Raw genomic sequence first — 26,347 nt, forward strand, 5'->3', positions numbered from 1 at the left:
TGCCGTGACGCATAAAGAAACGCACCATCGCCCAGAACTTCACTTCGTTCCCGATAGCGGGATCCTCGAGGCCCCCGCAGGAATCGTTCGGGACGGTCATACCTGGCACCTGTTCCACCAGTACCGTCCTGATGCCGGCCAGCCTGCGCGCTGGGGCCATTCCACCTCTGAGGAAACGGCCTTCGAGTGGCTGGAGTGCGACGACGTCCTCGCCACCGTCGGCGGCGAGCTATCGCTGCGTGCAGGATCCGTGGCGGAAGGAAAGGACGCTCTCAACCTGTACTTCACGTCGGTGACCTCGGTCGGCACTAGCGTGCGCTTGGCGCGCTACACCGACTACGCCGATGAATGCATCGTGTCAGATGACTCTTCGGCGCTCGACCCAGACGTTGTCCGCTTCGGGGAAGCCGTAGGCGCCCACACCAATTATGACCGCTTCCGCTCGCCCTCCGTGGTCCCGGACTGGGCCAAGGAAGACCGCGAAGAAGGACACGATGGCTGGCTTATGCTGGCGCTGACCGGGCATTCCGACGCACCAGTACCGGTAATCCTGGACAGCCCCAATGGCGAATCCTGGACGCTCCTCGGGCCCTTGAGCTTCGATGGTGATCCTGGCTTTAAGGAGGACGAAGTTCCGGCCACCTCCCCCATCCCGCCGGTGGTTTCACCGCGTCTGGTACGCCTGCGCGACGAGGTGGATAGGGAAATTTACGACGTTCTCTTCGTGACCTTGGAACGCGAGGGCCGCGATGTCTCCGGATATATCGTGGGCCGCCTTGATGGCACCGTTTTCACCGTGGCGAAAGGCTTCCAGCGCGTGGACTTTGGCCATGACTTCTCCCGCCCGCGCAACACCAACACCACGACCGGAACAATTCCGCAGGATTGCCGCTACGACCGCGCAGTCATCCTCGGTCTGCTCAACGGCAACGGCCGCGGCGATGATGCCACCAAGCACCCCACGTGGGAGGCTGAGGGCTGGGCTAATAGCTTGTCCCTGCCGCGCGCGGTGACACTGCAGGGCGGCGTGCTGTTCCAAACCCCGGCAGAGGGGCTGCCGGATGCTGTAAAGCTTTCGGATTACGCACAGTCTTGGACGGGCGTCCTCGAAGTACCTACGGGTTCGAGCGTGACCGTGACGCTGAAGGACGGCTCTGGCGATACCGCTGCGGTCATTCGCCATACTGGTGAAGAAATCAGCCTGGACCGCTCCATGTCCAAGGCCTTCGATAACTACTTCAAGGACTCCGCTCCTGCGGTAGCGCCGCTGGCTGAGGGGGATTCGGATACCCTCACCGTCATTCAGGATGGTGCCAGCGTTGAGGTCTTCGTCGACGGCGGTTTGGTGGCCATGAGCTCCCGTGTCTACTTCGATGGTGGTTGCTCCGCCATCGAGGTCAGCACCGATGGCGAAGCTGTCATTGAGCAATCGTGGAGCCGCAAGGGTACCAAGCGCTCCTAATCGCATCGACTGCGAGACGGCATATAGGAGGAGGACCGAGTTGTCTCGGTCCTCTTTTTAATGCGCCCCTACCCTTCGCGCTCACCGGGGTTCTCAAACAACCACCGCGGGCGCTGCCGGTGAGCGCGAAAGGAGATTGAGGCGGAGGTCGATGCAGATGCCTTCGAGCGCCGACAAGACCACGCAACATCAGAGCCACAACGAGCCAGGCCGGGCCTCACCCCGCCCTTCGCGCTCACCGCGGACCATAAACTTCCTCCACGCTCATCCCCGGTGAGCGCGAAGGGAGACCACGGCGGACTGGGCAGCTGCAAGCCCCCTTCGCGCTCACCGAGGACATCAAACAACCACCGCGGGCGCTGCCGGTGAGCGCGAAGGGTGGTTTCGAAGAGAAGCAGCGAAGGAAGGCCCTAAAAAGGAGCGTCAGCAATTAGGCCGAGCGCAGGCGATCCAGGCGAGCGTGAGCCGTCACGGTCAGCGACTGCGGCAAGGAGGCCATGCGCTCTGCCAGCTCTTCCGGACTGATGTGGCGCGCCGACGGGCTCATGCCGACCTGTGCGGCGATGGAGGCCTTATCCAAGACGATGGGGAAGGAAATATCGACCGGGTCGGCCGCCTGCTCCAAGAAGCCTTCCGCCTGCGCATAGAGGCGTTCCACCTTGCCTTCTTCCACACCGAGGATGCCCAGGGGCTCCCGCAGCTCGTCCAGATGGCCCGCCTGTGGAGTCAGCACGATGACCTCCCCGCCCGGTGCGAGAACGCGCTGGAACTCCGCCGGATTGCGCGGGGCGAAGACCACCGAGATGGCGTGAATCGAATCATCCTTTAGCGGAAGACGCTCCCATACATCCGCAACCACGGCACCAACTCGCTCATGCGACTTGGCCAAGTGCTTAGCCGCGTGCGTAGAGATATCCAGGCCAACGCCGCGTGCGCCCGCAATCGAATCAAGGGTGTGAGCGAGGTAGTAGCCAGTACCCGCGCCGACCTCAAGCAGCGCAGGTGCGGTGTCCACATTCAGGCCAGCCGCATGTTCGGCCGCATCTTGGGTCTCCAGAGAATCCTGCACCGCACCGGTGACTGCCTCCACGAAGGGAGCAAAGTGCCCCATGGCCAGGTAGGTTTCACGGGCGGTGACCATCGCGGCATCATCGCCTTGATGCTTCAGGCCTGCACCGGCTGCCAGCGTGACGTAGCCCTGCTTGGCCACATCATAGGAATGGCCAGTCTCCGACACGAGGCGGGAAAAATCATCCGCACCCTGCAGGGCGCTGCCATCGGCGGGATCGGCCAGAATATCGACGATATGTGAAAGCATGCTCCTAGACTAGCTAGAAACTGCTACGAGGAGTGAACCCAGCTCCGCTGCTTCTTCTTTGCTGAGCTCAATAACAATGCGCCCACCCCCGTCAGAAGGAATGCGCATAACGATCTTGCGGGACTCCTCTACCGCTTCCATCTCTCCACCAGTGGTACGGGGCTTCATCGCTGCCATATTGAGTCTCCTTCGACTGAGTTTTGTACGTCCTTCTAGTCTAGCCCTTTTTCAGCCGACGGCGGCAGGCTCGTTCCCACAGGCTTCCCCGCAAGCTCCCTCAAGGCCTCGTCCAAGGACGAGTCAAAGGGTTAAGCCGAAGGTTCGGAAGAAGCGTCAGACGATGTCGCCGGCGCGGCCTTTAAACGGCGCTCCACCGCAGCTAGGAGGGCGTCCACCTGGTCCTGACGGTAGCCGCGCGCGACCACGTCGAAACGCAGGTCGTCGAAACGCCCCTCGTCAAGAGCCTGCAGATTCTCATTAACAGTGCTCACCGCTATGTCGGGTGCGTCCATGACAGTTCCGCGCCCCACAAGGGTTCCCCACAACCATGTACCAAAGATGACGAGAGCTATAAGGACAACGATAAGAAGAATCCAGGACAACATGCGCTAAATCTTACCCAGCAGCGGCGGTCGTTGGGTAACAGGCCCGACCACGCCCGCGCGGGAGAGGATGGTGCGCGAAACTACATCGGCCATCGGGGATAGCTCATGGAGCGGGCGGTTGCGGTGGGCGCGAGTGCCCAGGTCCACTTCGGCGATGGCGTGGGGGCCGTGGCGCTTGGCGACGTCTATCAGTAACCCCGCTTCCACCCCATAGCCCGCAACGAAAGGCAAACCCACAGCCGCATCGCGGCGAATCGCATACTCCCCGCCCAAAGGCTGATCAATGTGCGCGAGCTCCGGGAAAAACATGCGCAGCAGCGGCTTGGCGCTCAGTTCCGTGACCCGCCCGCCACCTGTGGGCTGACCGTTCAGGCTGCGCGTATAACGCGCCTTGACCATCTGCACGTGGGGATCCACGAAAGGCTCGCTGAGTGCGGTGACCATGCCGGGGGCGGCGGATTCTAAATCCGCGTCGATGAAGACGACGACCTCGCCCCGGGCCGCGGCCACCCCGCGCCACAAGGACTCGCCCTTGCCAGGCTGCGGCGGCTCCTCCACCACGTCGCGCCAATTGCACACCCGAGCCCCGGCCGCGGCTGCCTGTGCCGCGGTCCCATCGGTGGAGTCGGCGTCGACGACGATGACCTCTAACGGATCGTCAGCCAGGCCGGCGCGCACCACGTGGGCGACGGTGCGCTCCTCATTAAGCGCAGGGATGACTACGGAAACGCTGACAGACATGGCTTAGGCTAGCCCCCGGGTCGTCGCCAAGGGCGCCATCTGGCTCTGGATGGCGGCGGTCATGCGAATAACATCGAGCGTCGGGGCCACCTCATGGACCCGGAACGCTGCCACGCCACGTGCAGCTGACCACGCCGTTGCCGCCAGCGTGCCCGCGACGCGCTGGTCCACAGCGCGGTCAAGGGTCTCGCCGACAAAGTCCTTGTTTGACAAGGCCATGAGCACCGGCCACCCCGTCGCGACAATTTCGTCGATGCGTCGCAGCAGTTCCAGACCATGGAAGGTGTTTTTGCCGAAGTCGTGCGTGGGGTCGATGAACGTCAGCTCCTCCGGGCAACCCAGATCGGCGGCTCGCTCGGCCAGCTGCGTGGTCTCGAAGATGACATCGGCGACAACATCATCGAAATGAACGCGGTGCGGGCGGGTGCGTGGTGTGACCCCACCGGTGTGCGAGCACACGTAGCCCACCTTGTGGTGGCCAGCCACCTCGATGAGCTCGGGGTCCCAGCCGGCCCACGTGTCGTTGACCAGGCCAGCACCGGCGGCGATAGCCGCTTCTGCTACCTCGGCGCGCCACGTGTCCACGGAAATCAGCGCCTCCGGGCGGCGGCGATGCAGTTCCGTGATGGTGGGCACGACGCGCTCAATTTCCTCGGCCGCGTCCACATGTTCACCCGGGCCGGCCTTGACTCCGCCGATGTCGATGATGGAGGCGCCGTCGTCAAGCGCCTGCTCAGCGCGCTGGATGGCGGGGTCGAGCTCGAAGGTAGCGCCCTTGTCGTAGAAGGAGTCGGGCGTGCGGTTCACGATCGCCATGACCCGCGCGAGGTTAGGAGCAGAGGTCACTTGTTTTCTTGCTCCCGCAGGCGCTTGTCCGACATCACCTTGTGCGCGGCCAAGATGTGGGCGACGGCTTCATCGATATCGTCGGTGATCAAGAAGAGATCGAGGTCTTCAGGGTTGATGAACCCGCCCTCGGCCAAGGTTTTCTTCATCCACTCCACCAAGCCGGCCCAGTACTTGGTGCCCATGAGCACGATGGGATAGTTGGTCACCTTCCCGGTTTGGACCATGCACATGACCTCGAAGAATTCATCCATGGTGCCCATGCCGCCGGGTAGGCAGATGAAGGCCTGGGAGTATTTGAGGAACATGGTCTTGCGGGCGAAGAAGTAACGGAAGTTCAGGCCAAGATCGACGTAGGGGTTCAGGCCCTGCTCGTGCGGCAGCTCGATGCCTAAGCCCACAGACAGTCCGCCGGCCTCATGCGCGCCGCGGTTGGCCGCCTCCATGATGCCGGGGCCGCCGCCGGTGATAACGGCGTACTTGGCCTCTACTAGGCGGCGGCCCAAAGCCACGCCCAGCTGGTAATTCGGATCATCCTCCGGGGTGCGCGCAGAGCCGAAGACGGTCACGGCCTTGGGCAGCTTGGCCAGCGCGTCAAAGCCGTCCACGAACTCGCCCTGAATGCGCAGGACGCGCCAGGGATCGGCGTGCTGCCACTCATGATCCGCACCGGACTGCAGCAGGCGCTGGTCAAAGGTGGAGGACTGCTCTCCAGCAGTGCGCACGAGAAGAGGTCCGCGCAGAGTGCGCAGTTGCTCAGGCGTCATAGTGGTCTTATCCCTTCAGGTAATTCAAGAGTGCGGTCGAGACTTCGGTGATCTGAACGACGGGTACTTGCTCGTCCTTCTTGTGGGCAAAGCCCGGATCCCCGGCGCCGAAATTGACGGCTGGGGTCCCCATCTCGGAGAAACGGGCCACATCGGTCCAACCATACTTGGCGCGGACGTTGCCGCCGACGGCGTCGACAAGCGCGCGTGCCGCCGGCTGGCCCAAACCGGGCAAGGCCGCACCCGCGATGTCATCGACCTCCACGGTGATGTTCTCGTGCTCGCCGAGGACCTCCATCAGGTGCGCCAGCGCCTCCTCGGCACTGCGGTCGGGGGCGAAACGGAAGTTGACGAACATCCAGGCCTCATCCGGGATGGTATTGGTCGCCACACCCGATTCGAGGTGGACGATGTTGAGGCCTTCCTTGTAGGTGCAGCCGTCAATCTCAACGTCGCGGGGCTGGTAGTTGGCCACGTTGAGCATCACCGGCGCCAAGGTATGCGCCGCGTTAGAGCCGAGCCAGGCGCGGGCTGAGTGCGCGCGGGTGCCGTGGGCGGTCACCCGCACGCGGATGGTGCCCTGGCAGCCGGCTTCGATCATGGCGCCGGAAGGCTCACCCAGCAGCGCTAGTTCTCCCTGCAACCACTCCGGGTGATCCTTTTGCAGGTGGCCCAGACCGTTGAATTCGGTGGCGACCTCCTCGCCCTCATAGGCAATAACCGTGAGATCGTGCTTGAGCTCATCGGAGTTGTACAGCTGCGCAAAAGCGTTGAGGTAGACAGCCATGCCGGACTTCATGTCAACGGTGCCGCAGCCATACATGATGCTGCCGTCCTCCGACATGGTGTGGGGCACGTTATCGGCTAAGGGCACGGTATCGATGTGGCCGGCGAGGACCACGCGGCTTTTAAAGCCCCGATTCGTCCGGGCACAGACGGTGTTACCGTAGCGTTCCACCTCTACTTTGCTCTGGTCCAGACCACGCAGAGCCTCTTCGACCGCAGCGGCGATCGCTTGCTCGTGGTGTGAAGGGCTGGGGATATCCACCAAGGCCTTGGTCAGCTCAATGGGATCGGAGAAGAGATTTAAAGTCACAACCCGCCATGCTAGCGCCCCCGGTTGCTTAGTGCATTGCGTAAAGTACTTCCCGTTGCAAACAATCAACAGCGTTGAAGGTGATTTCCCTATGGCTGCGGCCACTCAACTCAAAACCCGCCACCTCACCATGATGGGGCTCGGCTCCGCGGTGGGCGCGGGCCTCTTCCTGGGCGTCGGCCTGGGCATCCAGGTCTCCGGCACTTCCGTCCTTATTTCCTATGCGGTGGCTGGTGTGCTCATCGCCTTGGTGATGTGGATGCTCGGTGAGATGGCTGCCGCCCGCCCTTCGTTGGGTGCTTTCTCCACTTATGCGGGCCAGGCTTTCGGGCCGTGGGCGCGGTTCACGCTGGGCTGGATTTACTGGTTCATGCTGGTCATGGTGATGGGCGCAGAGATTACTGGTGCCGCGGCAATCGTCTCCAACTGGTTCGGGGTAGACCCCTGGATTCCAGCATTGGTGGCCGTAATTCTCTTCGCCATCGTCAACTTTGCCGCCGTGGGCGGCTTCGGCGAATTCGAGTTCTGGTTCGCCATCATCAAGGTTGCCACCATCGTGGCCTTCCTCGGCATCGGCGTGCTCATGGCACTGGGCATCCTGCCGGGTATGGATCTCTCGGTGGCGGGCCACAACTTTACGGAGAACTTCCTCCCCAATGGCGGCCCCGGCTTTGCTGCCGGCCTGCTCGCCGTGGCTTTCGCATTCGGTGGCATCGAACTGGTCACCATTGCCGCAGCTGAGTCCGAAGACCCCGCACACAACGTGGCCACTGCCGTGCGCGCCATCATCGTGCGCATCATGGTCTTCTACATCGGCTCCATTCTGGTCATCACCATGGCCTTGCCTTTCAGCTCTATCCAGGACGCCGATGTGGCCGCGGACTCGCCCTTCACGTTGGTCCTTGCGGCCGCGAAAATCCCCTTCGCTGCGGGATTCATGGAGGCGATCATTGCCCTGGCGCTGCTGTCCGCCTTCAACGCGCAGATCTACGCCACCTCCCGCTTGGTCTATGACATGGCTAAGGACCACAGCGCGCACCACGTCTTTTTGAAGACCAACGCCTCCGGCTCCCCCATTTATGCGGTGGTGCTCTCCATCGTCTTCGCCTTTGCATCGGTAGCTCTGCAGTACTGGAACCCGCCGGGGCTTCTGGCCTTCCTCTTCAACGCGGTGGGCGGTTGTTTGCTGATCATCTGGTGCTTCATCGTGGCGTCCTACATCAAGCTGCACCCTCAGATGAAGGCCAATGGAGAGCTCACTACGCTGCGTGTTCCGGGCTTCCCGTGGCTGCCATGGATCACCGCCCTGGCGCTGGTGGGTCTTACAATTCTCATGCTTTTCGATCCCTCCGCCCGCAACCAAGTCCTCGCCGTCCTCATCCTGACCGTGGCCCTGGTTGTGATATTCCACCTACTCCCGGGTAACTCAAGGCGCGCGGCGGACGCGTAACTGCTAGGGTGTGAGCCTATGACTTCAGCATCCGCACGCGGCCTGGCAACCATTACCCACGACGGCACCGTCCTGGACGTCTGGTTCCCCGCAGTTCACACCGATATCTCTGTAGAAGCCAGCGGCACCGAGCGCTTGGAGGAGGTTCCGCAGCAGTTCGCTGACCTGGTTGGCCCCGACGAGGAGCGCGGCGTTGCCCGCATCGCGGTGGAGACCTCCATCAAGGATCTGGACGAGGCTCCCGCCGACACCTACGACGCTTACCTGCGCCTGCACCTGCTCTCCCACCGCGCAGTCAAGCCTCACGGCCTGAACGTAGACGGGATCTTCGGCAAGCTGGCCAACGTCGTGTGGACCAACTACGGCCCCTGCGCGGTTGCCGATTTCCAGATGGTCCGCGGCCGCCTCGCTTCCCGCGGCCCGGTCGTCGTCTACTCCGTCGATAAGTTCCCGCGCATGGTGGACTACGTTGTCCCCTCCGGCGTGCGCATTGGTGACGCGGACCGCGTTCGCCTAGGTGCCCACCTCGCTGAGGGCACGACCGTGATGCACGAGGGCTTCGTTAACTTCAACGCCGGCACCCTGGGCGCCTCCATGGTCGAGGGCCGTATTTCCGCAGGCGTCGTCGTGGGCGATGGCTCCGATATCGGCGGCGGCGCCTCCATCATGGGCACCCTGTCCGGTGGCGGCAAGGAGGTCATCTCCATCGGTGAGCGCTGCCTGCTCGGCGCGAACTCCGGCGTGGGCATTTCGCTTGGCGACGACGCCGTCGTCGAAGCCGGCCTCTACGTCACCGCCGGCACCAAGATTGCCGTCTTTGGCAAGATCGCGGCGGCCCTAGGCCTGTCTGAGGGCGACACCATCAAGGGTTCCAAGCTCTCTGGTGTTTCCGGCGTGCTGCTGCGCCGCAACTCCGTGACCGGCGCCGTCGAGGCCGTCGATTGGAAGTCTGAGGCTGTGGCTCTCAACGAGGATCTGCACAAGAACTAAGCGCTGCTGCTTGAGGCCCCCGTTTCTGCGGGGGCCTTTCGTGATCCCAAATTCATTCCCTCGCCCACGTCCCTGCGCCACGGGCACCCCTCGATGCCCTACCTACGACAGCCGCGGCCTAGAATGCTAAAGGTGACTGCTCAAAACGATTCCTCCTCTCGCTCACTCGGCAGCGGCTTGAAGGTCCGCCACCTGACCATGATGGGGCTGGGCTCCACCATTGGCGCTGGCCTTTTCTTAGGCACCGGTGTAGGCATTTCTGCCGCCGGCCCCGCGGTCCTTTTGGCTTATCTCATCGCTGGTTTCCTTGCCATCCTAGTCATGCAGATGCTCGGTGAGATGGGCACGGTCATCCCCGCATCCGGCTCCTTTTCCGAATACGCGGAGCACGGCATCGGCCGCTGGGCAGGCTTTACGCAGGGCTGGATTTACTGGCTCGCCACCGTCGCGGTTCTCGGCGCGGAAATCACCGGCGCGGCCGGGTTCATCGGCGCGTGGTTTAACTGCCCGCCCTGGATTCCTGCAGCCATCTGTGTGGCTCTCTTCGGCACCATCAACCTCCTGCGGGTGCGCTTGTTCGGCGAGTTCGAGTACTGGTTCGCCTTCATCAAAGTCGCCGTCATCATTGCGTTCCTTGTCATCGGCGCGCTGCTCATCTTCGGTCTTCTCCCCGGCCACACCTTCATCGGCACATCCGTCTTCCTTGCCGACGGTTTCATGCCCAACGGCCTCGGTGGTGTGGCCGCCGGTCTGCTCGCCGTGGCATTCGCCTTCGGCGGCATCGAGGTCGTCGCCATCGCCGCTGCGGAATCCGAGGACCCCGAGAAATCTCTCGTCAACGCAGTGCGCACTACCATTACTCGCATTTCGGTGTTCTATCTGGGCTCTGTCCTCGTTATCACCTTCCTCCTGCCCTACTCTTCGCTCGGCTCAGCACAGTCTGCCGCCGAGTCGCCGTTCACCATGGTGCTGGACCGGGCTGGTATCCCAGGCGCGGCAGCCATCATGGAAGTGGTCATCGTTCTCGCGCTACTCTCTGCTTTCAACGCGCAAATCTACGCTTCCTCCCGCATGATGCACTCACTGGCTAGCCGCGGTGAAGCCCCCAAGCTCTTCGCCGCCACCGACCGTCGCGGCGTCCCGACTGCGGCCATCGCGCTATCTGTCATTCTTTCCACGGTGATGGTTGTTCTCAACTATGCGGATACCGGATGGCTACTCTCCTTCATGCTGAACGCCGCTGGTGCTTCGCTGCTTATCGTGTGGGTCTTCATCGCGGTGAGCCAGTTGCGCCTGCGCCCCCAGCTCGAGGCCATGCATCCACTGCCGGTGCGTATGTGGGCCTACCCGTATCTCACGTGGTTCGCCCTGGTGCTCTTTGCGGCCATCGCGGTGCTCATGCTTACCGACGCCTCCGCCCGCATCCAGCTCTTCTCCGCCGCCGCCATGTTCGTGGTACTGGCTATCGCCGGTGTCATCAACGCGAAGGCCCGCGGCATCGCCCCGACCTCGCGCCTGCCCCTACCAACGGCCGAGGAGCTCGAGGCCCGCTAGCCGCCCCCTTCTCGCAGCCCCTCCTTCCCTTCGCGCCGCGCCTCACTACCGGACCCCTCCTTCCCTTCGCGCTCACCGGTGCCGGTCGTAGCGCCGCTTGTCTGCTCCCCGTGGCCGCCAAGGGCATGCCGCGTGAAATCCCCTCCCCACGCGCCCTCCCACGCGCCCTTCACACCGCAGCTTCGTGCCCCTCGCGCTCACCAGCGATGGGTGGAACAACGGCCGATGCTTCCCGGTGAGCGCGAAAGGTAGGTGGACCCGAATTGGTGCCGCTTCCCCGTCGCCTCCTCCCGTCGCGCTCACTGACATGGTGCAAACCACAGTTTTCCCGCACCTGGTGAGCGCGAAGAGAGTTTTGAGGGGCGTATGGCAACTTAAATTGCGGACATGACAGCTTCTTAGCGCAAAATCGACCACGCAGAGACGAGTTATCCACAGGCGAGGAATTGACCCTCGACGCGTCGTTAAGCACTGCATACCTTGAGCGTCATGAAAACATGGACAACCGCGGAGCTTCGCGCGCAAGGCTTGAGCAAGGAAGCAATCAGGCGGAAGCTTCGCGCGGGGACGCTCTTTCGCGTGCACCGCGGGATTTATAGCGACGAGTGGTCGCCGCTAGCTGTGGCGCGGGCTCTGGCGCACGGTCTCAGTCGAATACATTTCACGGGCAAGACCGCACAGGAGATTCACTTGGGGAGGAAACTGACGTTTCCGCTGGAAGCCGAGGGCCCACGCACGCTTAAGGGCAAGAATTTTCGCGTAACGCATTCACGCCTGTCGGCCACCGCCAAAGTGAATGGCCTGCCTGTTGTTCAAGTGCTGTGGGCAGCCCGTCGTATAGCTGCGGCGTGCGGGCAGCTGCTGGAAGAGTACTATCGCAGCAAGACAGGGCCTGCCCGTCTAGAAAATGACCGGCGGAGAATGCGTCGAGTTCCCCGGCGTTTGAAAGAGACTATCCGCCACACGCCCATCGGCGCGGACAGCGTGCCGGAGCGCCAGCTTAGCCGAAGGCTTAGCGCGGACGGGATCTTTCCTGAGCACAACGTGCTCATTGCGGGTTACCGCTTTGACCTGAAGATTGGCAAGCTCATCATCGAGGTCGACGGTTGGGAATACCACAAGCATGGAAGGGCTTTTCAGGCAGACCGTACGAAGCAGAACGCGGCCGTGGCGCATGGCTATACGGTTTTGCGCTTTACTGCCGACGATATCCGCTACCACCTCGACGATGCCTTCTTGCTTATCAAAGCGACCCTTGAGCTGCTCAAAGGGCGAAATCCCAAGCTCCCTTCTGCCGCGACCCAGCCTTATTGGACTTGGCACTTATGCATGCAAACATTGCCATCGTGACAAGTTTGCTTTACACTTAGTCATGTACGCACGACACACCGTAAAGGAGGGCAGATGGCTGAGCACCAGAACATGGTTCGCAAATGGCGGCGCTGGCTCGAAATGTCTCAAACCGAACTCGCCGAACGAGCCGGCGTTTCCCGCCAAACAATCGCCAATATCGAGCGCGGCAACTACTCCCCCTCTGTGCACCTAGCACTCGACATTTGCCGCGAACTAGGAAAAACCGTCGAAGAAATCTTTGGAGATGAACAACATGATTAACGCCCTGGCCAACTACACGCTCCGCGAGATCGACCGCGCCTCTCGCGACGAATTCGAGCGCGAGACTTTCTACAAGGCGTATGCCATCGCTGCGCCGCCTGCACAGTTCCTCGAGATCGTCGCAGCAGCCATCCTCGCTTGGGTACTACCTGGGAAGATGAGCATGCTGTGCTTCCTCGCCATCGCGCCGTCTATCATCGGCAATCTCTTCGGCACGGCGTGGCTGCGCAAACGAGTCGCCACCCCATCTGTTGGCCGTAATTGGTCTGCGATGACCGTCGACCTCATCCCGCTCATTGTGATGTTCGTCGGAATTGCCCATAACGCTTACGCACCGGACTCCACCTCCTACTTGATTGGCGCTGGGGCCGGCGTGACCGCCGCCATCATCTTCACACCATTCCTCCGCCGCCGCCAGCACCAACGCGACCAAGCCCGCCTCGACGCCGAGCTCGACGACTAGCTTGCTCTCCTTGCCGTCCCGCCCTTCGCGCTCACCGCGGACGGCGGGTCTTGCTTTTTACAGGCGCCGGTGAGCGCCAAAGGTAGTTCAAGCCGATACTGCCCGCCCCCGCTAAGAATGCGGCCCTGCCCCGCTAAACCGCTGCCATCTCCCTTCGCGCTCACCGTGAGCGGGAACTAGCGAATCTATTAGATGCCGGTGAGCGCAAAGGGCGGGTTTCTGATTTCCACGCCTAAGCACTCACCAGCGCGATGGAGCGCTTCCACGCCGTGCCTTCAGTGAGCGCGAAGGGGCATAGCTTGCCGACGCCCCCTTCGCGCTCACCGCAGCATGTAAAAAGCCCCGCCGGCCATCGCTGGTGAGCGTGAAAGGCAGGCGCGGGGCAGGTGCCGTGCGGAAGGACAGGCGGGGCGGAAGGGGTTAAGCCGGCTCGGTCTCGTGGACCACGACCGGCGCCTTGGGCGTCGAGCGGAAGGTCCACAGCTTGTTGAAGATAAAATTGATGGGCATGGCTACCACGATTGAAATGGCATTGGCCCAGTAGTACATCGTGCGGAAGCCCGTGGAGTCATCGAAGATATGGGGAGGCAGTTGCAGCGGCGAGGTCGGATTCATCAGCAGGTACTGCACCGCGAGTGTAACCAGGTAAGCTCCGATACCCGTAATAAGGAATGGGAAAAAGCCGCGTAGCCAGGACACCTTGTTGACGGATTTAAACGTCCACATGCGGTTGAGCTGGTAATTCCAGGTGTTTGCCACGAGGAAGGCGATGGTGGAAAAGAGCATGAACCAGCGCACGTGGAACTGTGTGCCGAAGAGATTGAACATCGCGTCATGCGGCGTGGCGTCAAACCAGGCCAAACCGCATTTCGCAGCCACAATCGAGGTCGCAATGTTGACCAACGTGCCCGAGCCGCCGACCAGACCAAACTTGATGAACTGGCCAAGATTCGAGGCAAAGCGAGCAAAGCTCAGATCCGCCATGGACACGTCCTTTGCAAAATGCTCAAAAATGATGAATAAAACTTCGTATGAGTCTAGTCCCTCGCGAAGCGCAGACTAAAACGCGCGCCGCAATAGCGCCCAATCTCACAGCTTAAACTCACGCTTCTCGCCCGAAAGCGGGTCCTTAAAGCTCATCGCAATGTGGGAAAGCTGCAGCGGCGTTGAAAAATCATAGAGGGACAATCCACGATCCACCGGATAGGTATCATCCCCCACAATCGGATGCCCCAGGTGCTTAAGCACCACGCGAATCTGGTGGGTGTGGCCGGTCAGCGGCCAGACATCGGCCACCGTTCCCCGAACGCGCACCCGAGTCACGGTAGGCGTGCCGGAAGGATCCACGCGGACCTGGCGCTCGCCCCGCACTCGCCGCATACCCAGCCGCACCGTGCCGTCGAAGGAGAAGGGCGCGGCCACCCTAGCCCTGTAGTGCTTAAGCACCGCACGCTCCTGGAAAAGAAGCTGGTAGGCAGACCGCGTACGCGGATTGCGCGAACACAACACCAACCCCGACGTCAACCGGTCCAACCGGTGCAGCGGAACAATGGAGTCCTCCCCATAATCCACTCGCAGGCGGGTCTGGAGGGTCTCGCGGACGATGCGCCCATTCGAAGTCGTGGGGTAAGAAGTGCGGCTTGTCGACGACTATCAGGTCCTCGTCCTCATATACCACCCGGTAGTCAAAGGGAATGGGCACTTCACGCGGGATAGAAGGGTGATACCACGCTAACGTGGGCCCAGGAAGTAGAGTGCCGGGCTCCAAGCGAGTGCCAGGAGAAAACGCGGAATCGCCCGCCTCACCTGCCCAATAGGTAGGAGTGGCGGGCACGATGCCGGTGAGCATCACCTTGCGCGGGCTAATCCCCTCCCGCGCCGGCGGGCGAAAGACCACTTACTCAGCCAAGCGCGCAACGGCTGCGGCAATCCGCTCATCGGTGCCGTTGAGGCCGATGCGCACGTACTGCTCGCCCGCCGGACCATAGAAATCACCAGGCGCAACGAGGATGCCACGCTCGGCCAGCCAGTCGACGGTTTCGCGGCAGTTTTCACCGCGGGTTGCCCACAGATAGAGACCGGCTTCGGAGTGATCAATCCTAAAGCCCGCGCTGGTCAGCGCCCGCATCAGATCTACACGGCGCGCGGCGTAGCGCTGGCGCTGGAGGGCTTCGGAGGGGTCGTCGTCAAGCGCGGCAACCATGGCCGCCTGAATGGGGCCCGGAACAATGAGCCCTGCGTGCTTGCGCAGCTCCAACAGCTCCGCGATGAGCTGGGCATCACCGGCGAAGAAACCGGCGCGGTAGGAGGCCATGTTCGCGCTCTTAGACAGCGAATGCATGGCGATGAGTCCGGTATTGTCGCCGTCTGTTACGCGCGGGTCCAGGATGGACACCGGCGGGTTCTCATCATCCCAACCCAAGCCCATGTAACACTCATCTGAGGCCACGATGACATTGTTCGCGCGCGCCCAAGCGACGATCTCACGCAGCTTCTCGACGCCCAACACCTTGCCCGTCGGATTCGACGGCGAGTTGATGAACACCAGCGAGGAGTCTTCGAAGTCATCGTCCGCACGCAGGGGCTTAGCACCGGCCAAGAGCGCACCGACTTCATAGGTGGGATAAGCCACCGTCGGGAAAGCTACGGTCTCGCCACGCATACCCAGCAAAGTGGGCAGCCAGGCGATAGCCTCCTTGGTGCCGATGACCGGCAGCACCGCGTCCACGTTCATGTTGTAGCGGCGCTGCAGCGCCTTCGCGATGGCCTCCCGCAGCTCCGGGGTGCCCTGGGTCTGCGGATAACCGGGAGCCTCAGCCGCGGCGGACATTGCTAACTGCACGCCAGGAGCGACCGGATCAACGGGATTGCCAACTGATAGGTCGACGATTCCGTCTGGGTGCGCCTGTGCTTTCTTCTTGGCGTCAGCAAGCGAGTTCCACGGAAAATCCGGGAGCGTGTGTCCAAGCGGCGTGCGGCTCATGGTCTACTCCTGGTTCTGAGGCGGGAGTGCAGCGATCATCGGGACGTCAAAGTCCTGCGGGCCGAGAGCTGCTGCGCCACCCGGGGAGCCGAGATCATCGAAGAAGGCGGCGTTGGCATCGTTGTAGTCCAGCCACTCATCCGGGACATCATCCTCATAGAAGATGGCCTCCACCGGGCAAGCCGGCTCACAGGCGCCGCAGTCCACGCACTCATCCGGGTGGATGTAGAGCATGCGCTTGCCCTCGTAGATGCAGTCGACCGGGCACTCTTCAACGCAGCCTCGATCCATTACGTCGACGCAAGGCTGCGCGATGGTGTAAGTCATAAGGTGTTTAAACTCCTGTGTGTCACGGGTTTTCTACGACTAACAGTATGCTACTCCGAGGCGAAAAATGGCCAAACGCTACCCGCGATTCCCGCGGCGAACAGCAGCAGGCTGAGAATATTATTGGGCAGCAGGCTACCGCCACCGATGGCGGCTCCCAGCATGAACGCGAGAAATCCTCCCACCCACGCCAGCCCGGGCACACCTGCGATGTAGGGATTCTCACTCCACAGGCGGGCTGTGCGGGTCAACACTCCGTTGAACCAGAATGCAATGAGGATGGTGATGGGAAAGGCCACGCCCGCCTCGCCAGGCCACGGCAAGCGAGCGGTGAGGTAGACAACCTCGAGGGTCAGCGAGCAGAGTGCGCCTAAGACGAGCCACACTAGACCCCCTACCTGCTCGCCGCGGGAGAAATCAGTGCGAATGGCGCGCTCGGTCATTTCTCCCCCAGCAATGAATCCTGTGGTTCACCCTGTCCCAATTGGTAGAACTCTTGGCGCAGCAGAGGCATGGTGAGCAAGTTGGACAAGGCATAGGCGGCGGGAACCTCGGAAGGGGCTTGCAGCGCCGCTTGGGCGGCGTGCGGGTTGACGGTGGTGAGGGAGCCATCGGCAAGCCAGATCTGTGTGGCATGGGCCAGCATCGCTGCACGCTTGGCGCTGAGAGCCGCGTCAGTGAGCTCGTAGGCGACATCGCAGCCGGCGTTGGTGAAGTTGTCCAGGTATGCCTTATCCGGCACGCTCCACCCCTCCGGAGGAGTGATGGCGTCGAGCGCACGGTAGTGCGCGGTGCGCTCGAAGACGGCCCACCAGATCCGCTGCTCCGGCTCGGCAGCCGCATGCACGGCCTTGTGCACGGCGATATGGTCGGGGTGCCCGTAGCCGCCGTCCGGACCATAGGTCAGTACCGCGTGCGGACGCAGCCGATCGAGATGGCCCCGTAGCAGGCCTGCGGCCTCCTCCACACGATTGACCAGGGCCCGCGGGTTCTCGTGTGCAGACGAGCCTTCCATCCCAGAATCGCGGAAGTGCCCGAAGCCACCCAGCTGAATGCCTTCAACACCTAAAGCATCGAGCGCGTGCTTGAGCTCCCAGGCGCGGAACCCTCCCAGCTGGTCGGTCTCCGCGAGCCCCTGGTAGGGCTCGCCAATAATCTCGCCTTCCTCACCCAGCGTCGCGGTAATCACGGTGACCTGCGCGCCGCGCGCGGACAAGTCCGCCAGCGTGCCGCCGGTAAAAAGCACCTCGTCATCCGGGTGAGCGTGGACAGCTACGACGCGATATCCGGTGAGATCCTTATTCATCATCTTTCCTCCACTGCGGTGCGCTGACAAGACCGGAATCCCAGTCGTGAATGCTTTGTCCGGGGCCAACAATACCCTTGCCTAAAGCGTGGATTCGCACCTCATTGAGCAGCGGGACAAAAAGCACATGTTCCTTGTTCAGGTGCTTAACGTTCTCCTGGGCGGCTGTGGAATCCAGCTCGCCTGAGAGAATGCCAAAGGCCGTCTCCGCAGAGTTGTCCGGGCAGAAACTCGACAGCGTTGCCGCTGGGCGCGTCGGCGTTGCACACACGAAGTAATTGGCCAAGGTCATCGCATCCTTGCCGTTCTCATCCCACGCCACCACGGCATCCACCTTGCCCGCCGGAAGCAGATCCGAGGTAATTGTAGTCAGGCGTTCGGTGACGACCTCCGCGTCAATGGCCTTGGCTTGCAGCACGTCCACGATGGTGGTGGCCGCCGCCAAAGCAGTGGGGTTCTGGGGATCCACACCAATGCGCACGGGTTTGCGTCCCGCCCGCTCCCGCAGTGGGGCGAGCTCAACATTGCTATCGAAGGGATTATCCCCCGGCTCCAGCTCCGAGGCGCGGCCAGTGGCCAAGCGGGCTATTTGGTCGGTGTCGAGAAGCGAGGCCAAGGCGCGGCGCTGCGGTTCTTCCTCGAGAGCCCCCTCCGCAGCCGACATTTCCAAGCGCAGCTGGCGCTGCCGGTTCACCACTCCGGTGTTGACATCGCTGATCAGGCTCAAATTCTCCAAAGTGGTCTGCTGCGGGGTGATATCAGCAAACCCTATTTGGTGCGAACGCAGCATGTTCACCGCCTGCGCGGTATCGCGGACAGCGCGCAGTTGGATGATATCGATGTTCGCGGGATCTTCTCCCCAGAAACGGTCATTGCGGTTCAGAGTGATAATCCCTCGCCCGCGGTCCATGCTTTCCACAAGGTAACGCCCGGCTGAGGCGGGGATGCCATCCGCCAAGGCCGAGGTGAAGTCCCGGTCTTCGAGGAGGTGGGAAGGCATGAGATGAGCAAAAAGCTTGTGCCAATCTTCGACGCGATGGCCAAAGTCGACGGTGACCACTCGCCCATTGCCGGAGGTCCGCACGGCTGTAATGGCGCGATAGCCGGACACGTCTTTCGCGCCTGGTGTGCGCGTTATCTGGGACCACAAATAGTTAAAGTCGGAACCACTGATCGGCGTGCCATCAGACCATTGGGCTGGCGCGGCGATGCTGTAGCGCACACGCATCGCAACGCCTTCGGGGGCTTCGATCTCCTCGGCGGATTCGAGGACATCCGTGTCCATCTCGGTGCCGTGGAAAGCAGAAGGCAGCACTAGCTCCGAAATCTGGTTGACCAGCTCAGAATTATTTGCCACGAGGTGCGGGTTGAGCCCGCCGCGCAGCGGGTCGACACCGATGGCCACGGTGCTGCGCTTCGGCAGAAGGTCCTCTTCGGGCACTGCCTCAGGTGGCGGGGACGTTGTGCTGGAATTCGTAGGAGTGGCGCTGCGATCATCCTCATCTACCACTGGCGGCGGGCCAGGATTGGCCTGGCAGGCCGTCAGCAGGGCGGCTGCGAGGATAACGCCGAGCCGAGGCAGGAAACGGTCCACTCCACACAACCTTTTACGTTCCGAAAACTTTCCCCACCACTGTAGTTCCGCGAGGGGCGCCGCTGAGCGAGCTACTTGTTGAGTTGCTTGGCGCGGGCGGCCGCACGCTTGCGTTCGGTGGAGGACAGCTCGACCTTGCGCACGCGCAGGACGTTCGGGCCGACCTCGACGCACTCGTCGGTGCCACAGAACTCCAGCGCCTCTTCCAGGGACAGGGTCCGAGCCTTGGCGAGGGTGACGGTGGCATCCGCGGTAGCGGAGCGCATGTTGGTCAGCTTCTTTTCCTTGGTGATGTTGATATCCATATCCTCATCACGGTTATTGGCGCCGACAACCATGCCTTCGTAGGCCTCCATGCCCGGCTCCACGAAGAAGTCACCACGGTCCGCCAACTGCTGCAGAGCGTAGGCGGTGATCTGGCCGGAACGGTCGGCCACCAGCGAGCCCGTCGGGCGTGCCTTGATATCGCCAGCCCAAACATCGAGACCATCGGAGATGGAGTTGGCGATACCAGAGCCGCGAGTCTCCGTCATGAACTGAGTGCGGAAGCCGATAAGGCCGCGGGCGGGGACGCGGAAAACCATGCGGACCCAGTCGCCCTCGCGGACATCCATGGACTGCATTTGGCCCTTGCGGGTGGCCAGCAACTGGGTAATAGCGCCCTGGTGCTCGGAGGGGGAATCGATGGTGAGCATCTCGTACGGCTCCATCGTCTTTCCGTCGATGACCTGGGTGACCACCTGCGGCTTGCCGACGGTCAACTCGAAACCCTCACGGCGCATGTTCTCGATGAGCACGGACAAGGCCATCTCGCCGCGGCCCTGAACCTCCCAAGCATCCGGGCGCTCTGTCGGCAGCACCTTGAGGGAGACGTTACCGATGAGCTCCTGGTCCAAGCGAGCCTTGACCATGCGGGCAGTGAGCTTATCGCCGCCGCCCTGGCCTGCCATCGGGGAGGTGTTGACGCCGATGGTCATGGAAATAGCCGGCTCGTCGACCTTGATGCGCGGCAGCGGCTCTGGGTGCTCGACGTCCGCGATGGTGTCACCAATCATGATGTCGGAGATACCGGAGATGGCCACGATGTCACCGGCGATAGCCTCGGTGTCCGGCTGGCGCTGGAAGCCGACGGTGCGCAGGAGCTCTGCCACCTTGACGGTCTTGGTGTGCATCTCCCCTTCCTCGTCATAATGTATCCAGGCCACCTGCTGGCCCTTCTTGATGGTGCCTGAGTAGATGCGCAGCAGAGCGATACGGCCGAGGAAGTCATCGGAGTCCAGGTTGGTCACGTGCGCCTGCAGCGGGGCGTCGACCTTGGCGGAGGGCTCAGGGAGGACGTCATAGATGACGTCGAAAAGCGCCTGCAGATCATCGGCGTTCGGGACGTTGCCATTGCCCGGGTTTTCGGTTGAGGCCTTGCCCTCACGGCCGGAGGTGTAGAGGACCGGCAGATCCAGCAGCTCCTCGGCAGCAGCTGCTGCTTCCTCATCTTCCAGGCCGGCGGCGATTTCCAGCAGCAGGTCCTGGGCCTCGGTAACGACCTCATCGATTCGGGCATCCGGGCGGTCGGTCTTATTCACGCAAATGATGACCGGCAGCTTCGCCTCCAGCGCCTTGGTAAGCACGAAGCGGGTCTGTGGGAGGGGGCCTTCGGAGGCGTCGACAAGCAGCACGACGCCGTCGACCATCGAGATACCGCGCTCCACCTCGCCGCCGAAGTCGGCGTGGCCCGGGGTGTCGATGACGTTGATGATGAGATCCCCGCCGTCCTTGCCCAGGCCCTTGCGGTGGATGGCGGTGTTCTTCGCCAGAATGGTGATGCCGCGCTCGCGCTCCTGATCATTGGAGTCCATGACGCGATCCGAGTGTTCGCCATGGTCGCCGAAAGCGCCGGACTGCTCCAGCATGCCGTTGACGAGGGTGGTTTTACCGTGGTCAACGTGCGCGACGATGGCTACGTTACGGAACTCAGTATTACTCACGTGTGGGGTGCTCCTTAAAGCATGATGCGTTAGCGATGTGAACGGCCCTTAAATATACTCTCTAGCTCTTTGATGTGCAGCATCGCGCAGGATCCCGCAGAGCGCTGCGGGATGTAACGAATTGATATCAACACCCGACATACCGCACAGTAGTCCTCTATTGAGAGTTGACTACATCAAAAAAGTGAATATTGTGGCAGCAGATACTATTGTGACGCATGTGATTTAGTTTCTGCCGTCACGCCCCCCACCCACACACAAGGATTTTCCATGGCCTTTTCCGAACAGCACTCTTCCCGCTCCGCCCGTCGTGGCGTCGCCGGACTCACTGCTGCCGTGATGATGGGCCTACTCAGCATCACGCCCGCAAACGCCGGCGCCCCCGACCTCTCCTCGCTCGTGAATATCCCACAGAGCAGCAACCCGCTGGACAGCCTCGGCCGTCCCACCCCGGAGACGCAGGAGCGCGTTCGTGCTTTCGCGGCACAGCCATGGATCCCGCAGGAGGCCCGCAGCGCCATCCTCACCGCCCTTAATTTCACCGCCGGTGAAGGCGGCGAAGGCGGCGTTGCCATGCCGGAGGGAAATAACCCCGGCTTCCGCCAGTTCTACTGGCCCACGGTCTCCGCGCAGTGCATCGGCGGGCAGGGCGATTCGGTGGGCTCCGCCATCGCCGTGCCTGGCCCGACCGATATGCCGGCCCCAGGTGCCGGTGAAGGCGAAGCAGTCTTCCTCTTCACCGCGCTGGGCACCCCGACCGCCGCTGAAGAGCAGGGCGCCATGCGCGTTCAGTGGTTCAACCTGGACACCTTCCAGTTTGGCACTACTCCCCTGTTCAACAATGGCATCAACACCGATGGGCCAACCACGGTCTCGGGCCGTGCCACGACTGGCAAGGGTACCGTCGTGGCGGTCCTTTCCGGCGCGGTCAACACTGCTGAATCCTCGTGTTCCTTCCCACCTACCGCGGCTTACCTCGAGGTGAACTAATGAGCACAGACCTGCACCCAGTCAAGCAAGAAACCTTTAATACCACCGACAACATCAACGTCGACCCGAAAGGTTTCGAGCGCGAGGTAGACACCTACCGGGTCACCGACTTTGGCCTCTACATGGCCCGCGGCGCTAATCACCCGCGCTTCGGCTACCTCGAGTCTTGGCTGCTGCCGGACCTTGGCTTGCGCGCCAACATCTTCCACTTCCGCAAGGGCATCGATGTGCACCAGGACTTCTACATCGACGTTGCCGATATCGATATTGACGGGGACGTGTGGACCACCCGCGATCTCTACGTCGACTTGGTCTCCACCTCTGGCGAGCCAGTCGATGTTCTCGATATTGACGAGCTAGCCGCCGCCACCTCCAACGGCCTCATCAGTGCCGAGGAGGCCGAGCGCGCCATGGAGCGGACCCTGACCGCCGTCGAAGGCATCACGCGCTACGGCGATGACGCCATGAATTGGTTGCGCACGCTGGGAATGGACCTTACTTGGGCAGAAAATGTGGAGCTCGTTCCTGCCGAGTAACCTAGGGTGAGTACTTCTCCCCCACCTTAAAAGGATGTGAGCCATGGCCGGTGGTCTCTTTGCCCTGCTTGACGACGTCGCCCTGATCGCCCGCTCCGCTGCCTCCAGCGTCGACGACGTGGCAGCATTGGCCGGAAAGACTTCGGTGAAAGCCGCCGGGGTCGTTGTCGACGACGCCGCTGTCACGCCCCAATATGTCCAGGGCGTCAAGCCGCAGCGTGAGCTGCCCATGATTTGGCGCATCACCAAGGGCTCGCTCATCAACAAGCTCGTCATCATCCTGCCGATTGCGCTCATCCTGTCGTGGATCGCGCCGTGGGCGCTCACCCCTATCCTCATGTGCGGTGGTGCTTACCTGTGCTTCGAGGGCGCAGAGAAGATCTTCCATGCTGTCCTTCACCGCGGTGATAAGGACGAACAGACCGTGGAAGAAAAGGGCCCCGATGCCGAGGACTCCCTGGTGAAATCCGCTATCACCACCGACCTCATCCTCTCCGCCGAGATCATGGTGATCTCCCTCAACGAGGTCATTGATCAGCCCTTCTGGCTGCGCCTCGGCGCCTTGGTCACCGTTGGTGTCCTCCTCACGTTGGGCGTCTATGGCGCCGTCGGGCTGCTAGTCAAGATGGATGACATCGGCGTCGCCCTGCTCAAGCGTCACGATGGTGACTCCGCCCTGGGCACCGCCTTGGTGAAGGGCATGCCGATTGTGCTCAATATCATCGGCATCATCGGCACCGCCGCCATGCTGTGGGTCGGCGGCCACATTGTGGTCAAGGGTCTGAGCGAATTCGGCGCCGAACAGCCTTATGGCTTTAGCCACCACGTGACCGAGAGCATCAACAACGGTGCCCTCGCCTGGTTGGCGGACACCGGCTTGTCGATGTTGTGCGGCTTTATTCTGGGCGCCGTTATCGTCACCATCATCATGGCGGTCAAGGCCACCGCCGAGCGCGTGAAATAGACCTTAGATAAACAGCGCGAGGGAGACGGCCATGACCGCCATCCCGGCGATCAGTCCGTAGATGGCACAGTGGTGTTCTCCGGTCTCCTCCGCCGTGGGCAAAAGCTCATCCAAGGAGATGAACACCATGATGCCGGCGATGACGGCAAAGCAGATGCCGATAGTCATCGGCCCGATAAATGGCATCAGCAGCGCGAAGCCAATGAGGGCGCCGAGGGGCTCTGCCAAGCCAGATAGCGTGGCCCACCAGAAGGCTTTCTTGCGTGAGCCCGTTGCACTGCGCAAAGGTACCGCTACCGCAATGCCCTCGGGGATGTTGTGAATGGCAATAGCCACGGCAACGGGGATGGCGATCTCCGGGGCTTCCAGGCCCGAGAGGAACGTGGCAAAACCCTCGGGGAAATTGTGAATGGCCAGCGCGAAGGCGGTGAACATGCCGGTCTTCATTAGCCTTTTGCGCCGGGCTTCTTCTTCGGTGGTGGCCGGCTCGTGTGGGTTAATCTCCTCCGGCACGAGGCGGTCAATGATGGCGATAAGCGCAATGCCCGCGAAGAACGCCCCCATCATCGTCCAGGTGGCGCGAGCTTCGTCCCCGAGAGTGCTCTCTAGCTTCTTCAAGGCCTCCGGCAGGATTTCCATAAAGGAGACATAAAGCATCACACCCGCGGACAGGCCCAGCGCAGCCGCCATGAACTTCGGGCCAGGCTCGCGCTTGCCGACGGCCAAGGCAGCACCGATGGACGTCGACAAGCCCGACAACAGCACAAGGCTGAAAGCGAAGGCAATGGTGACTAAGTCCATAGTGGGAAACTATAGCTTGTCGGAGTTCTCCTCTGGGGGTAGCACCAGTGACTCGCCATCCTTCACGGTTGGATCATCGTCAGTGTATTCGCCGGTTTCATAGTCATAACCCACCGCGTGGCCTTCTTCATCCGTGCGCGCGTACCATTCGGTGACTTCCGCTGCGGTGGAATCAAATTCCGCGCCAGTGGCGTAATCGGAGTCGTCCGCAGTCGGCTCAATGGCTAGCGCGAAGTTATCGCCGTGCTCGCGCACACCCTGCAAGACAGCATTAGAGATGGCCTGTTCCTCGTAGAAGCTACGGATTGCTGCAGGGTCGTGCCGCAATTCTCGAATCAGCGCGATACACATGAGCACGATGATGACCGCGAAAGGCAGAGCCGTCACGGTAATAAGGTTCTGCAGGCCTTGCAGGGCGTTGCGGCCGCCCGCTAGCAAAATCACGACAGCAATGCCGGCCATGCACACAACCCAGAAGATTGTGACGCCAGGCTTCGGGTTCGGGTTACCACGCTGCGTCAGCTGTGAGTTCACTATGGACGCAGAATCCGCCGTCGTGATAAAGAAGACGATGAGCATCACGAGCACGAGCGGAGCCATGATGTGCGCGCCCGGGAGATGGTCTAGGACGGTGAAGAAGATGTCCTCCGCCGGCGGCATAGAATCAATCGTGCCATCAGGAGCAATATCGCCATCGCGGCGCTGCAGCCAGATCGTGGTACCGCCCAGAATGGTGAAAGCACAGACGATGATGGCGGAAGGGATGAGTAAGACGCCCAAAATGTATTGGCGGATAGTGCGGCCACGCGAAATCTTGGCCACGAAGACGCCAACGAAGGGCGACCAAGAGACCCACCAGGCCCAGTAGAACGTGGTCCAGGAGGATAGGAATGACACCATCTCCTCGCCTTGACCCATGTTGGCGGAGAGCATGCTCGGCATCTCATCGAGGTATTCAATGATGACGGCAGGCAACATATTGGCCAGGAAGGCGGTGGGACCCACGACAAAGAAGAAAATCGCTAGGCCCAGCGCCAACACCAAGTTGATATTAGACAGCCAACGAATGCCCTTTGCTACGCCCGAGACCGCGGAGAAAATTGTGCCAATGGAGAGCACAATGATGATGACCAATGCAGCCGTGTTTCCCGTGGTGGACCAGCCGCTGACAATTTCGATGCCACGGCCGATCTGCAGCGCGCCGATGCCGAGCGTTGCCGCCGTGCCAAAGAGCGTGGCGATGATGGCCAGGCCGTCGATAATGCGGGCAGGTGTGGAGTCCGTTTCGCGGTTGCCAAAAAGCGGCATGAGAATGGAACTCATCAACGGCACTCGCCCGCGCCGATAGGACACATAGGCCACGCAGAGTCCCACGATGGCATAGATTGCCCAGGCATTGATACCCCAGTGCATTGCTGCTTGTGCCATCGCGCCCATGACAGCCTCATCGCTGGCTGCTTCATAGGAGCCGGGGCGCGGCGAGAGGTAGTAGCTCAGTGGTTCGAAAGGGCCGAAGAAGATGATGCCGATTCCGATACCGGCACCAAAGAGCATAGCTGCCCAACTCACCGTGGAGAATTCTGGCTTCTCGCCGTCCACGCCCAAGGGGATTTTTCCGTACTTGGAGAAAGCAAGGATGAGGAGCAAGAACATCAGGAAGGTTGCCAGCGCGGTAAAGATCCAGCCCAGGTTACGCATGACCCAATCCAAAGCCGCGGAGGAGGCGTTGAAAACCTGATCGGGCGCAAAGACGCCCCAGGCCACAAAGGCCACAATGAGTCCGCCCACGACGATCAAGATGGGCTTGTCCACCCCATACTTGACCTTCTGGTCCTCGATGGACACGCCCGGCACCAAGGCCGGGTGAATGTTGTGCGGATAAATAATGTCTTTGAGAATCCGCTTGGCCTCGCGCGTGCGCTTCTTGCTCTTGTCGGTGTTATTCACCGAACTGTGAG

General features: G+C 61.7%; 26 protein-coding genes and 1 pseudogene. 10 read left to right on the forward strand and 17 right to left on the reverse strand.

Translation table 11 applies throughout. From position 1 onward, the window contains the following. Positions 1 to 4 precede the first annotated feature (4 nt). On the forward strand, positions 5 to 1,462 hold the full coding sequence (locus ABZS45_RS05620; RefSeq protein ID WP_412100996.1) for a GH32 C-terminal domain-containing protein: 1,458 nt from the start codon (positions 5 to 7) through the stop codon (positions 1,460 to 1,462). Between the two features lie 430 nt (positions 1,463 to 1,892). Here ABZS45_RS05620 and ABZS45_RS05625 read toward each other — a convergent pair whose 3' ends face one another. From ABZS45_RS05625 to dapE, 7 genes are all read right to left on the reverse strand, one after another. Next, positions 1,893 to 2,780 (reverse strand): methyltransferase domain-containing protein, encoded by an 888-nt coding sequence (locus ABZS45_RS05625; protein ID WP_216379823.1) that lies wholly within the window; start codon positions 2,778 to 2,780, stop codon positions 1,893 to 1,895. A 9-nt stretch (positions 2,781 to 2,789) separates the two neighbouring features. After that, positions 2,790 to 2,957 (reverse strand): DUF3117 domain-containing protein, encoded by a 168-nt coding sequence (locus ABZS45_RS05630; RefSeq protein ID WP_010187237.1) that lies wholly within the window; start codon positions 2,955 to 2,957, stop codon positions 2,790 to 2,792. 131 nt (positions 2,958 to 3,088) lie between these two features. Beyond that, complete coding sequence (locus ABZS45_RS05635) at positions 3,089 to 3,385, reverse strand: DivIVA domain-containing protein (protein WP_216379824.1); 297 nt, start codon at positions 3,383 to 3,385, stop codon at positions 3,089 to 3,091. Positions 3,386 to 3,388: 3 nt separating this feature from the next. Next, on the reverse strand, positions 3,389 to 4,126 hold the full coding sequence (locus ABZS45_RS05640; RefSeq protein WP_412100997.1) for a glucosyl-3-phosphoglycerate synthase: 738 nt from the start codon (positions 4,124 to 4,126) through the stop codon (positions 3,389 to 3,391). 3 nt (positions 4,127 to 4,129) lie between these two features. Next, the gene (folP, locus tag ABZS45_RS05645; protein ID WP_412100998.1) at positions 4,130 to 4,942 is read right to left on the reverse strand and encodes a dihydropteroate synthase; all 813 of its coding nucleotides are present in this window, start codon (positions 4,940 to 4,942) and stop codon (positions 4,130 to 4,132) included. Positions 4,943 to 4,968: 26 nt separating this feature from the next. Beyond that, entirely contained in the window at positions 4,969 to 5,739 is a 771-nt protein-coding gene (locus tag ABZS45_RS05650) for a TIGR00730 family Rossman fold protein (protein WP_412100999.1), read from the reverse strand. Between the two features lie 7 nt (positions 5,740 to 5,746). Beyond that, positions 5,747 to 6,835, reverse strand: coding sequence for a succinyl-diaminopimelate desuccinylase (gene dapE / locus ABZS45_RS05655; protein WP_412101000.1), 1,089 nt, complete (start codon positions 6,833 to 6,835; stop codon positions 5,747 to 5,749). 91 nt (positions 6,836 to 6,926) lie between these two features. Between dapE and ABZS45_RS05660 the strand changes: the two genes are divergently transcribed. The 6 genes from ABZS45_RS05660 to ABZS45_RS05685 all read left to right on the forward strand — a co-directional run bounded on the left by ABZS45_RS05660 (position 6,927) and on the right by ABZS45_RS05685 (position 12,906). After that, positions 6,927 to 8,285 (forward strand): amino acid permease, encoded by a 1,359-nt coding sequence (locus tag ABZS45_RS05660; RefSeq protein ID WP_412101001.1) that lies wholly within the window; start codon positions 6,927 to 6,929, stop codon positions 8,283 to 8,285. An 18-nt stretch (positions 8,286 to 8,303) separates the two neighbouring features. Next, complete coding sequence (gene dapD, locus ABZS45_RS05665; RefSeq protein WP_070443173.1) at positions 8,304 to 9,275, forward strand: 2,3,4,5-tetrahydropyridine-2,6-dicarboxylate N-succinyltransferase; 972 nt, start codon at positions 8,304 to 8,306, stop codon at positions 9,273 to 9,275. Positions 9,276 to 9,398: 123 nt separating this feature from the next. Beyond that, positions 9,399 to 10,829: an amino acid permease gene (locus tag ABZS45_RS05670; RefSeq protein ID WP_412101002.1), complete on the forward strand. Its 1,431-nt coding sequence runs from the start codon at positions 9,399 to 9,401 to the stop codon at positions 10,827 to 10,829. Positions 10,830 to 11,318: 489 nt separating this feature from the next. Next, complete coding sequence (locus ABZS45_RS05675; protein WP_412101003.1) at positions 11,319 to 12,179, forward strand: DUF559 domain-containing protein; 861 nt, start codon at positions 11,319 to 11,321, stop codon at positions 12,177 to 12,179. A 54-nt stretch (positions 12,180 to 12,233) separates the two neighbouring features. Beyond that, on the forward strand, positions 12,234 to 12,443 hold the full coding sequence (locus ABZS45_RS05680; RefSeq protein WP_412101004.1) for a helix-turn-helix transcriptional regulator: 210 nt from the start codon (positions 12,234 to 12,236) through the stop codon (positions 12,441 to 12,443). Then, the gene (locus ABZS45_RS05685) at positions 12,427 to 12,906 is read left to right on the forward strand and encodes a transcriptional regulator (protein ID WP_412101005.1); all 480 of its coding nucleotides are present in this window, start codon (positions 12,427 to 12,429) and stop codon (positions 12,904 to 12,906) included. The genes ABZS45_RS05680 and ABZS45_RS05685 overlap by 17 nt, the downstream gene beginning before the upstream one ends. A 420-nt stretch (positions 12,907 to 13,326) precedes the next feature. On the opposite strand, the gene ABZS45_RS05690 is transcribed toward ABZS45_RS05685, so the two are convergent. The 8 genes and pseudogenes from ABZS45_RS05690 to typA form a co-directional block, all read right to left on the reverse strand. Next, complete coding sequence (locus ABZS45_RS05690) at positions 13,327 to 13,890, reverse strand: GtrA family protein (RefSeq protein ID WP_412101006.1); 564 nt, start codon at positions 13,888 to 13,890, stop codon at positions 13,327 to 13,329. A 105-nt stretch (positions 13,891 to 13,995) separates the two neighbouring features. Beyond that, positions 13,996 to 14,755, reverse strand: a pseudogene (locus ABZS45_RS05695) (pseudouridine synthase). 48 nt (positions 14,756 to 14,803) lie between these two features. After that, complete coding sequence (dapC, locus tag ABZS45_RS05700; protein ID WP_412101007.1) at positions 14,804 to 15,889, reverse strand: succinyldiaminopimelate transaminase; 1,086 nt, start codon at positions 15,887 to 15,889, stop codon at positions 14,804 to 14,806. A 3-nt stretch (positions 15,890 to 15,892) separates the two neighbouring features. After that, positions 15,893 to 16,216, reverse strand: coding sequence for a ferredoxin (gene fdxA, locus ABZS45_RS05705; RefSeq protein ID WP_005327491.1), 324 nt, complete (start codon positions 16,214 to 16,216; stop codon positions 15,893 to 15,895). A gap of 50 nt (positions 16,217 to 16,266) precedes the next feature. Further along, complete coding sequence (locus ABZS45_RS05710) at positions 16,267 to 16,659, reverse strand: hypothetical protein (protein ID WP_412101008.1); 393 nt, start codon at positions 16,657 to 16,659, stop codon at positions 16,267 to 16,269. Continuing rightward, positions 16,656 to 17,525 (reverse strand): PIG-L family deacetylase, encoded by an 870-nt coding sequence (locus tag ABZS45_RS05715; protein ID WP_412101009.1) that lies wholly within the window; start codon positions 17,523 to 17,525, stop codon positions 16,656 to 16,658. Before ABZS45_RS05715 ends, ABZS45_RS05710 begins: the two co-directional genes overlap by 4 nt. After that, positions 17,515 to 19,116 (reverse strand): ABC transporter family substrate-binding protein, encoded by a 1,602-nt coding sequence (locus tag ABZS45_RS05720; protein WP_412101010.1) that lies wholly within the window; start codon positions 19,114 to 19,116, stop codon positions 17,515 to 17,517. The genes ABZS45_RS05715 and ABZS45_RS05720 overlap by 11 nt, the downstream gene beginning before the upstream one ends. A 71-nt stretch (positions 19,117 to 19,187) precedes the next feature. Then, a complete protein-coding gene (gene typA, locus ABZS45_RS05725; RefSeq protein WP_070443198.1) occupies positions 19,188 to 21,098 on the reverse strand; it encodes a translational GTPase TypA in 1,911 nt (636 codons plus the stop codon). Positions 21,099 to 21,368: 270 nt separating this feature from the next. Here typA and ABZS45_RS05730 point away from each other — a divergent pair, with 270 nt between their 5' ends. The 3 genes from ABZS45_RS05730 to ABZS45_RS05740 are packed head-to-tail and all read left to right on the forward strand — an operon-like array spanning position 21,369 to position 23,588. Continuing rightward, positions 21,369 to 22,088 carry a hypothetical protein gene (locus tag ABZS45_RS05730; protein WP_070718718.1) on the forward strand — a complete coding sequence of 240 codons (720 nt, stop codon included), beginning with the start codon at positions 21,369 to 21,371 and terminating at the stop codon, positions 22,086 to 22,088. Beyond that, complete coding sequence (locus ABZS45_RS05735; RefSeq protein WP_216379834.1) at positions 22,088 to 22,624, forward strand: DUF402 domain-containing protein; 537 nt, start codon at positions 22,088 to 22,090, stop codon at positions 22,622 to 22,624. Before ABZS45_RS05730 ends, ABZS45_RS05735 begins: the two co-directional genes overlap by 1 nt. Before the next feature lie 43 nt (positions 22,625 to 22,667). Next, the gene (locus ABZS45_RS05740) at positions 22,668 to 23,588 is read left to right on the forward strand and encodes a DUF808 domain-containing protein (RefSeq protein WP_412101011.1); all 921 of its coding nucleotides are present in this window, start codon (positions 22,668 to 22,670) and stop codon (positions 23,586 to 23,588) included. 3 nt (positions 23,589 to 23,591) lie between these two features. On the opposite strand, the gene zupT is transcribed toward ABZS45_RS05740, so the two are convergent. Both zupT and ABZS45_RS05750 read right to left on the reverse strand, forming a co-directional pair. Further along, positions 23,592 to 24,389 carry a zinc transporter ZupT gene (zupT, locus tag ABZS45_RS05745; protein ID WP_412101012.1) on the reverse strand — a complete coding sequence of 266 codons (798 nt, stop codon included), beginning with the start codon at positions 24,387 to 24,389 and terminating at the stop codon, positions 23,592 to 23,594. 9 nt (positions 24,390 to 24,398) lie between these two features. Continuing rightward, entirely contained in the window at positions 24,399 to 26,336 is a 1,938-nt protein-coding gene (locus ABZS45_RS05750; RefSeq protein WP_412101013.1) for a BCCT family transporter, read from the reverse strand. Positions 26,337 to 26,347 lie beyond the last annotated feature (11 nt).

The sequence above is a fragment of the Corynebacterium aurimucosum genome, assembly GCF_046895345.1.
Lineage (GTDB): Bacteria > Actinomycetota > Actinomycetes > Mycobacteriales > Mycobacteriaceae > Corynebacterium > Corynebacterium aurimucosum_G.

Excerpts from the sequence above, each read along its gene's own strand:
- ABZS45_RS05675 (WP_412101003.1), top strand. The coding sequence starts at position 11,319 with ATGAAAACATGGACAACCGCGGAGCTTCGCGCGCAAGGCTTGAGCAAG.
- ABZS45_RS05685 (WP_412101005.1), top strand. The coding sequence starts at position 12,427 with ATGAACAACATGATTAACGCCCTGGCCAACTACACGCTCCGCGAGATC.
- ABZS45_RS05710 (WP_412101008.1), bottom strand. The coding sequence starts at position 16,659 with ATGACCGAGCGCGCCATTCGCACTGATTTCTCCCGCGGCGAGCAGGTA.
- ABZS45_RS05630 (WP_010187237.1), bottom strand. The coding sequence starts at position 2,957 with ATGGCAGCGATGAAGCCCCGTACCACTGGTGGAGAGATGGAAGCGGTA.
- ABZS45_RS05640 (WP_412100997.1), bottom strand. The coding sequence starts at position 4,126 with ATGTCTGTCAGCGTTTCCGTAGTCATCCCTGCGCTTAATGAGGAGCGC.
- ABZS45_RS05735 (WP_216379834.1), top strand. The coding sequence starts at position 22,088 with ATGAGCACAGACCTGCACCCAGTCAAGCAAGAAACCTTTAATACCACC.
- ABZS45_RS05670 (WP_412101002.1), top strand. The coding sequence starts at position 9,399 with ATGCTAAAGGTGACTGCTCAAAACGATTCCTCCTCTCGCTCACTCGGC.
- ABZS45_RS05740 (WP_412101011.1), top strand. The coding sequence starts at position 22,668 with ATGGCCGGTGGTCTCTTTGCCCTGCTTGACGACGTCGCCCTGATCGCC.
- dapC (WP_412101007.1), bottom strand. The coding sequence starts at position 15,889 with ATGAGCCGCACGCCGCTTGGACACACGCTCCCGGATTTTCCGTGGAAC.
- ABZS45_RS05715 (WP_412101009.1), bottom strand. The coding sequence starts at position 17,525 with ATGATGAATAAGGATCTCACCGGATATCGCGTCGTAGCTGTCCACGCT.
- ABZS45_RS05680 (WP_412101004.1), top strand. The coding sequence starts at position 12,234 with ATGGCTGAGCACCAGAACATGGTTCGCAAATGGCGGCGCTGGCTCGAA.
- ABZS45_RS05635 (WP_216379824.1), bottom strand. The coding sequence starts at position 3,385 with ATGTTGTCCTGGATTCTTCTTATCGTTGTCCTTATAGCTCTCGTCATC.
- fdxA (WP_005327491.1), bottom strand. The coding sequence starts at position 16,216 with ATGACTTACACCATCGCGCAGCCTTGCGTCGACGTAATGGATCGAGGC.
- ABZS45_RS05690 (WP_412101006.1), bottom strand. The coding sequence starts at position 13,890 with ATGGCGGATCTGAGCTTTGCTCGCTTTGCCTCGAATCTTGGCCAGTTC.
- zupT (WP_412101012.1), bottom strand. The coding sequence starts at position 24,389 with ATGGACTTAGTCACCATTGCCTTCGCTTTCAGCCTTGTGCTGTTGTCG.
- dapD (WP_070443173.1), top strand. The coding sequence starts at position 8,304 with ATGACTTCAGCATCCGCACGCGGCCTGGCAACCATTACCCACGACGGC.
- ABZS45_RS05625 (WP_216379823.1), bottom strand. The coding sequence starts at position 2,780 with ATGCTTTCACATATCGTCGATATTCTGGCCGATCCCGCCGATGGCAGC.
- folP (WP_412100998.1), bottom strand. The coding sequence starts at position 4,942 with ATGGCGATCGTGAACCGCACGCCCGACTCCTTCTACGACAAGGGCGCT.
- ABZS45_RS05660 (WP_412101001.1), top strand. The coding sequence starts at position 6,927 with ATGGCTGCGGCCACTCAACTCAAAACCCGCCACCTCACCATGATGGGG.
- ABZS45_RS05650 (WP_412100999.1), bottom strand. The coding sequence starts at position 5,739 with ATGACGCCTGAGCAACTGCGCACTCTGCGCGGACCTCTTCTCGTGCGC.
- ABZS45_RS05730 (WP_070718718.1), top strand. The coding sequence starts at position 21,369 with ATGGCCTTTTCCGAACAGCACTCTTCCCGCTCCGCCCGTCGTGGCGTC.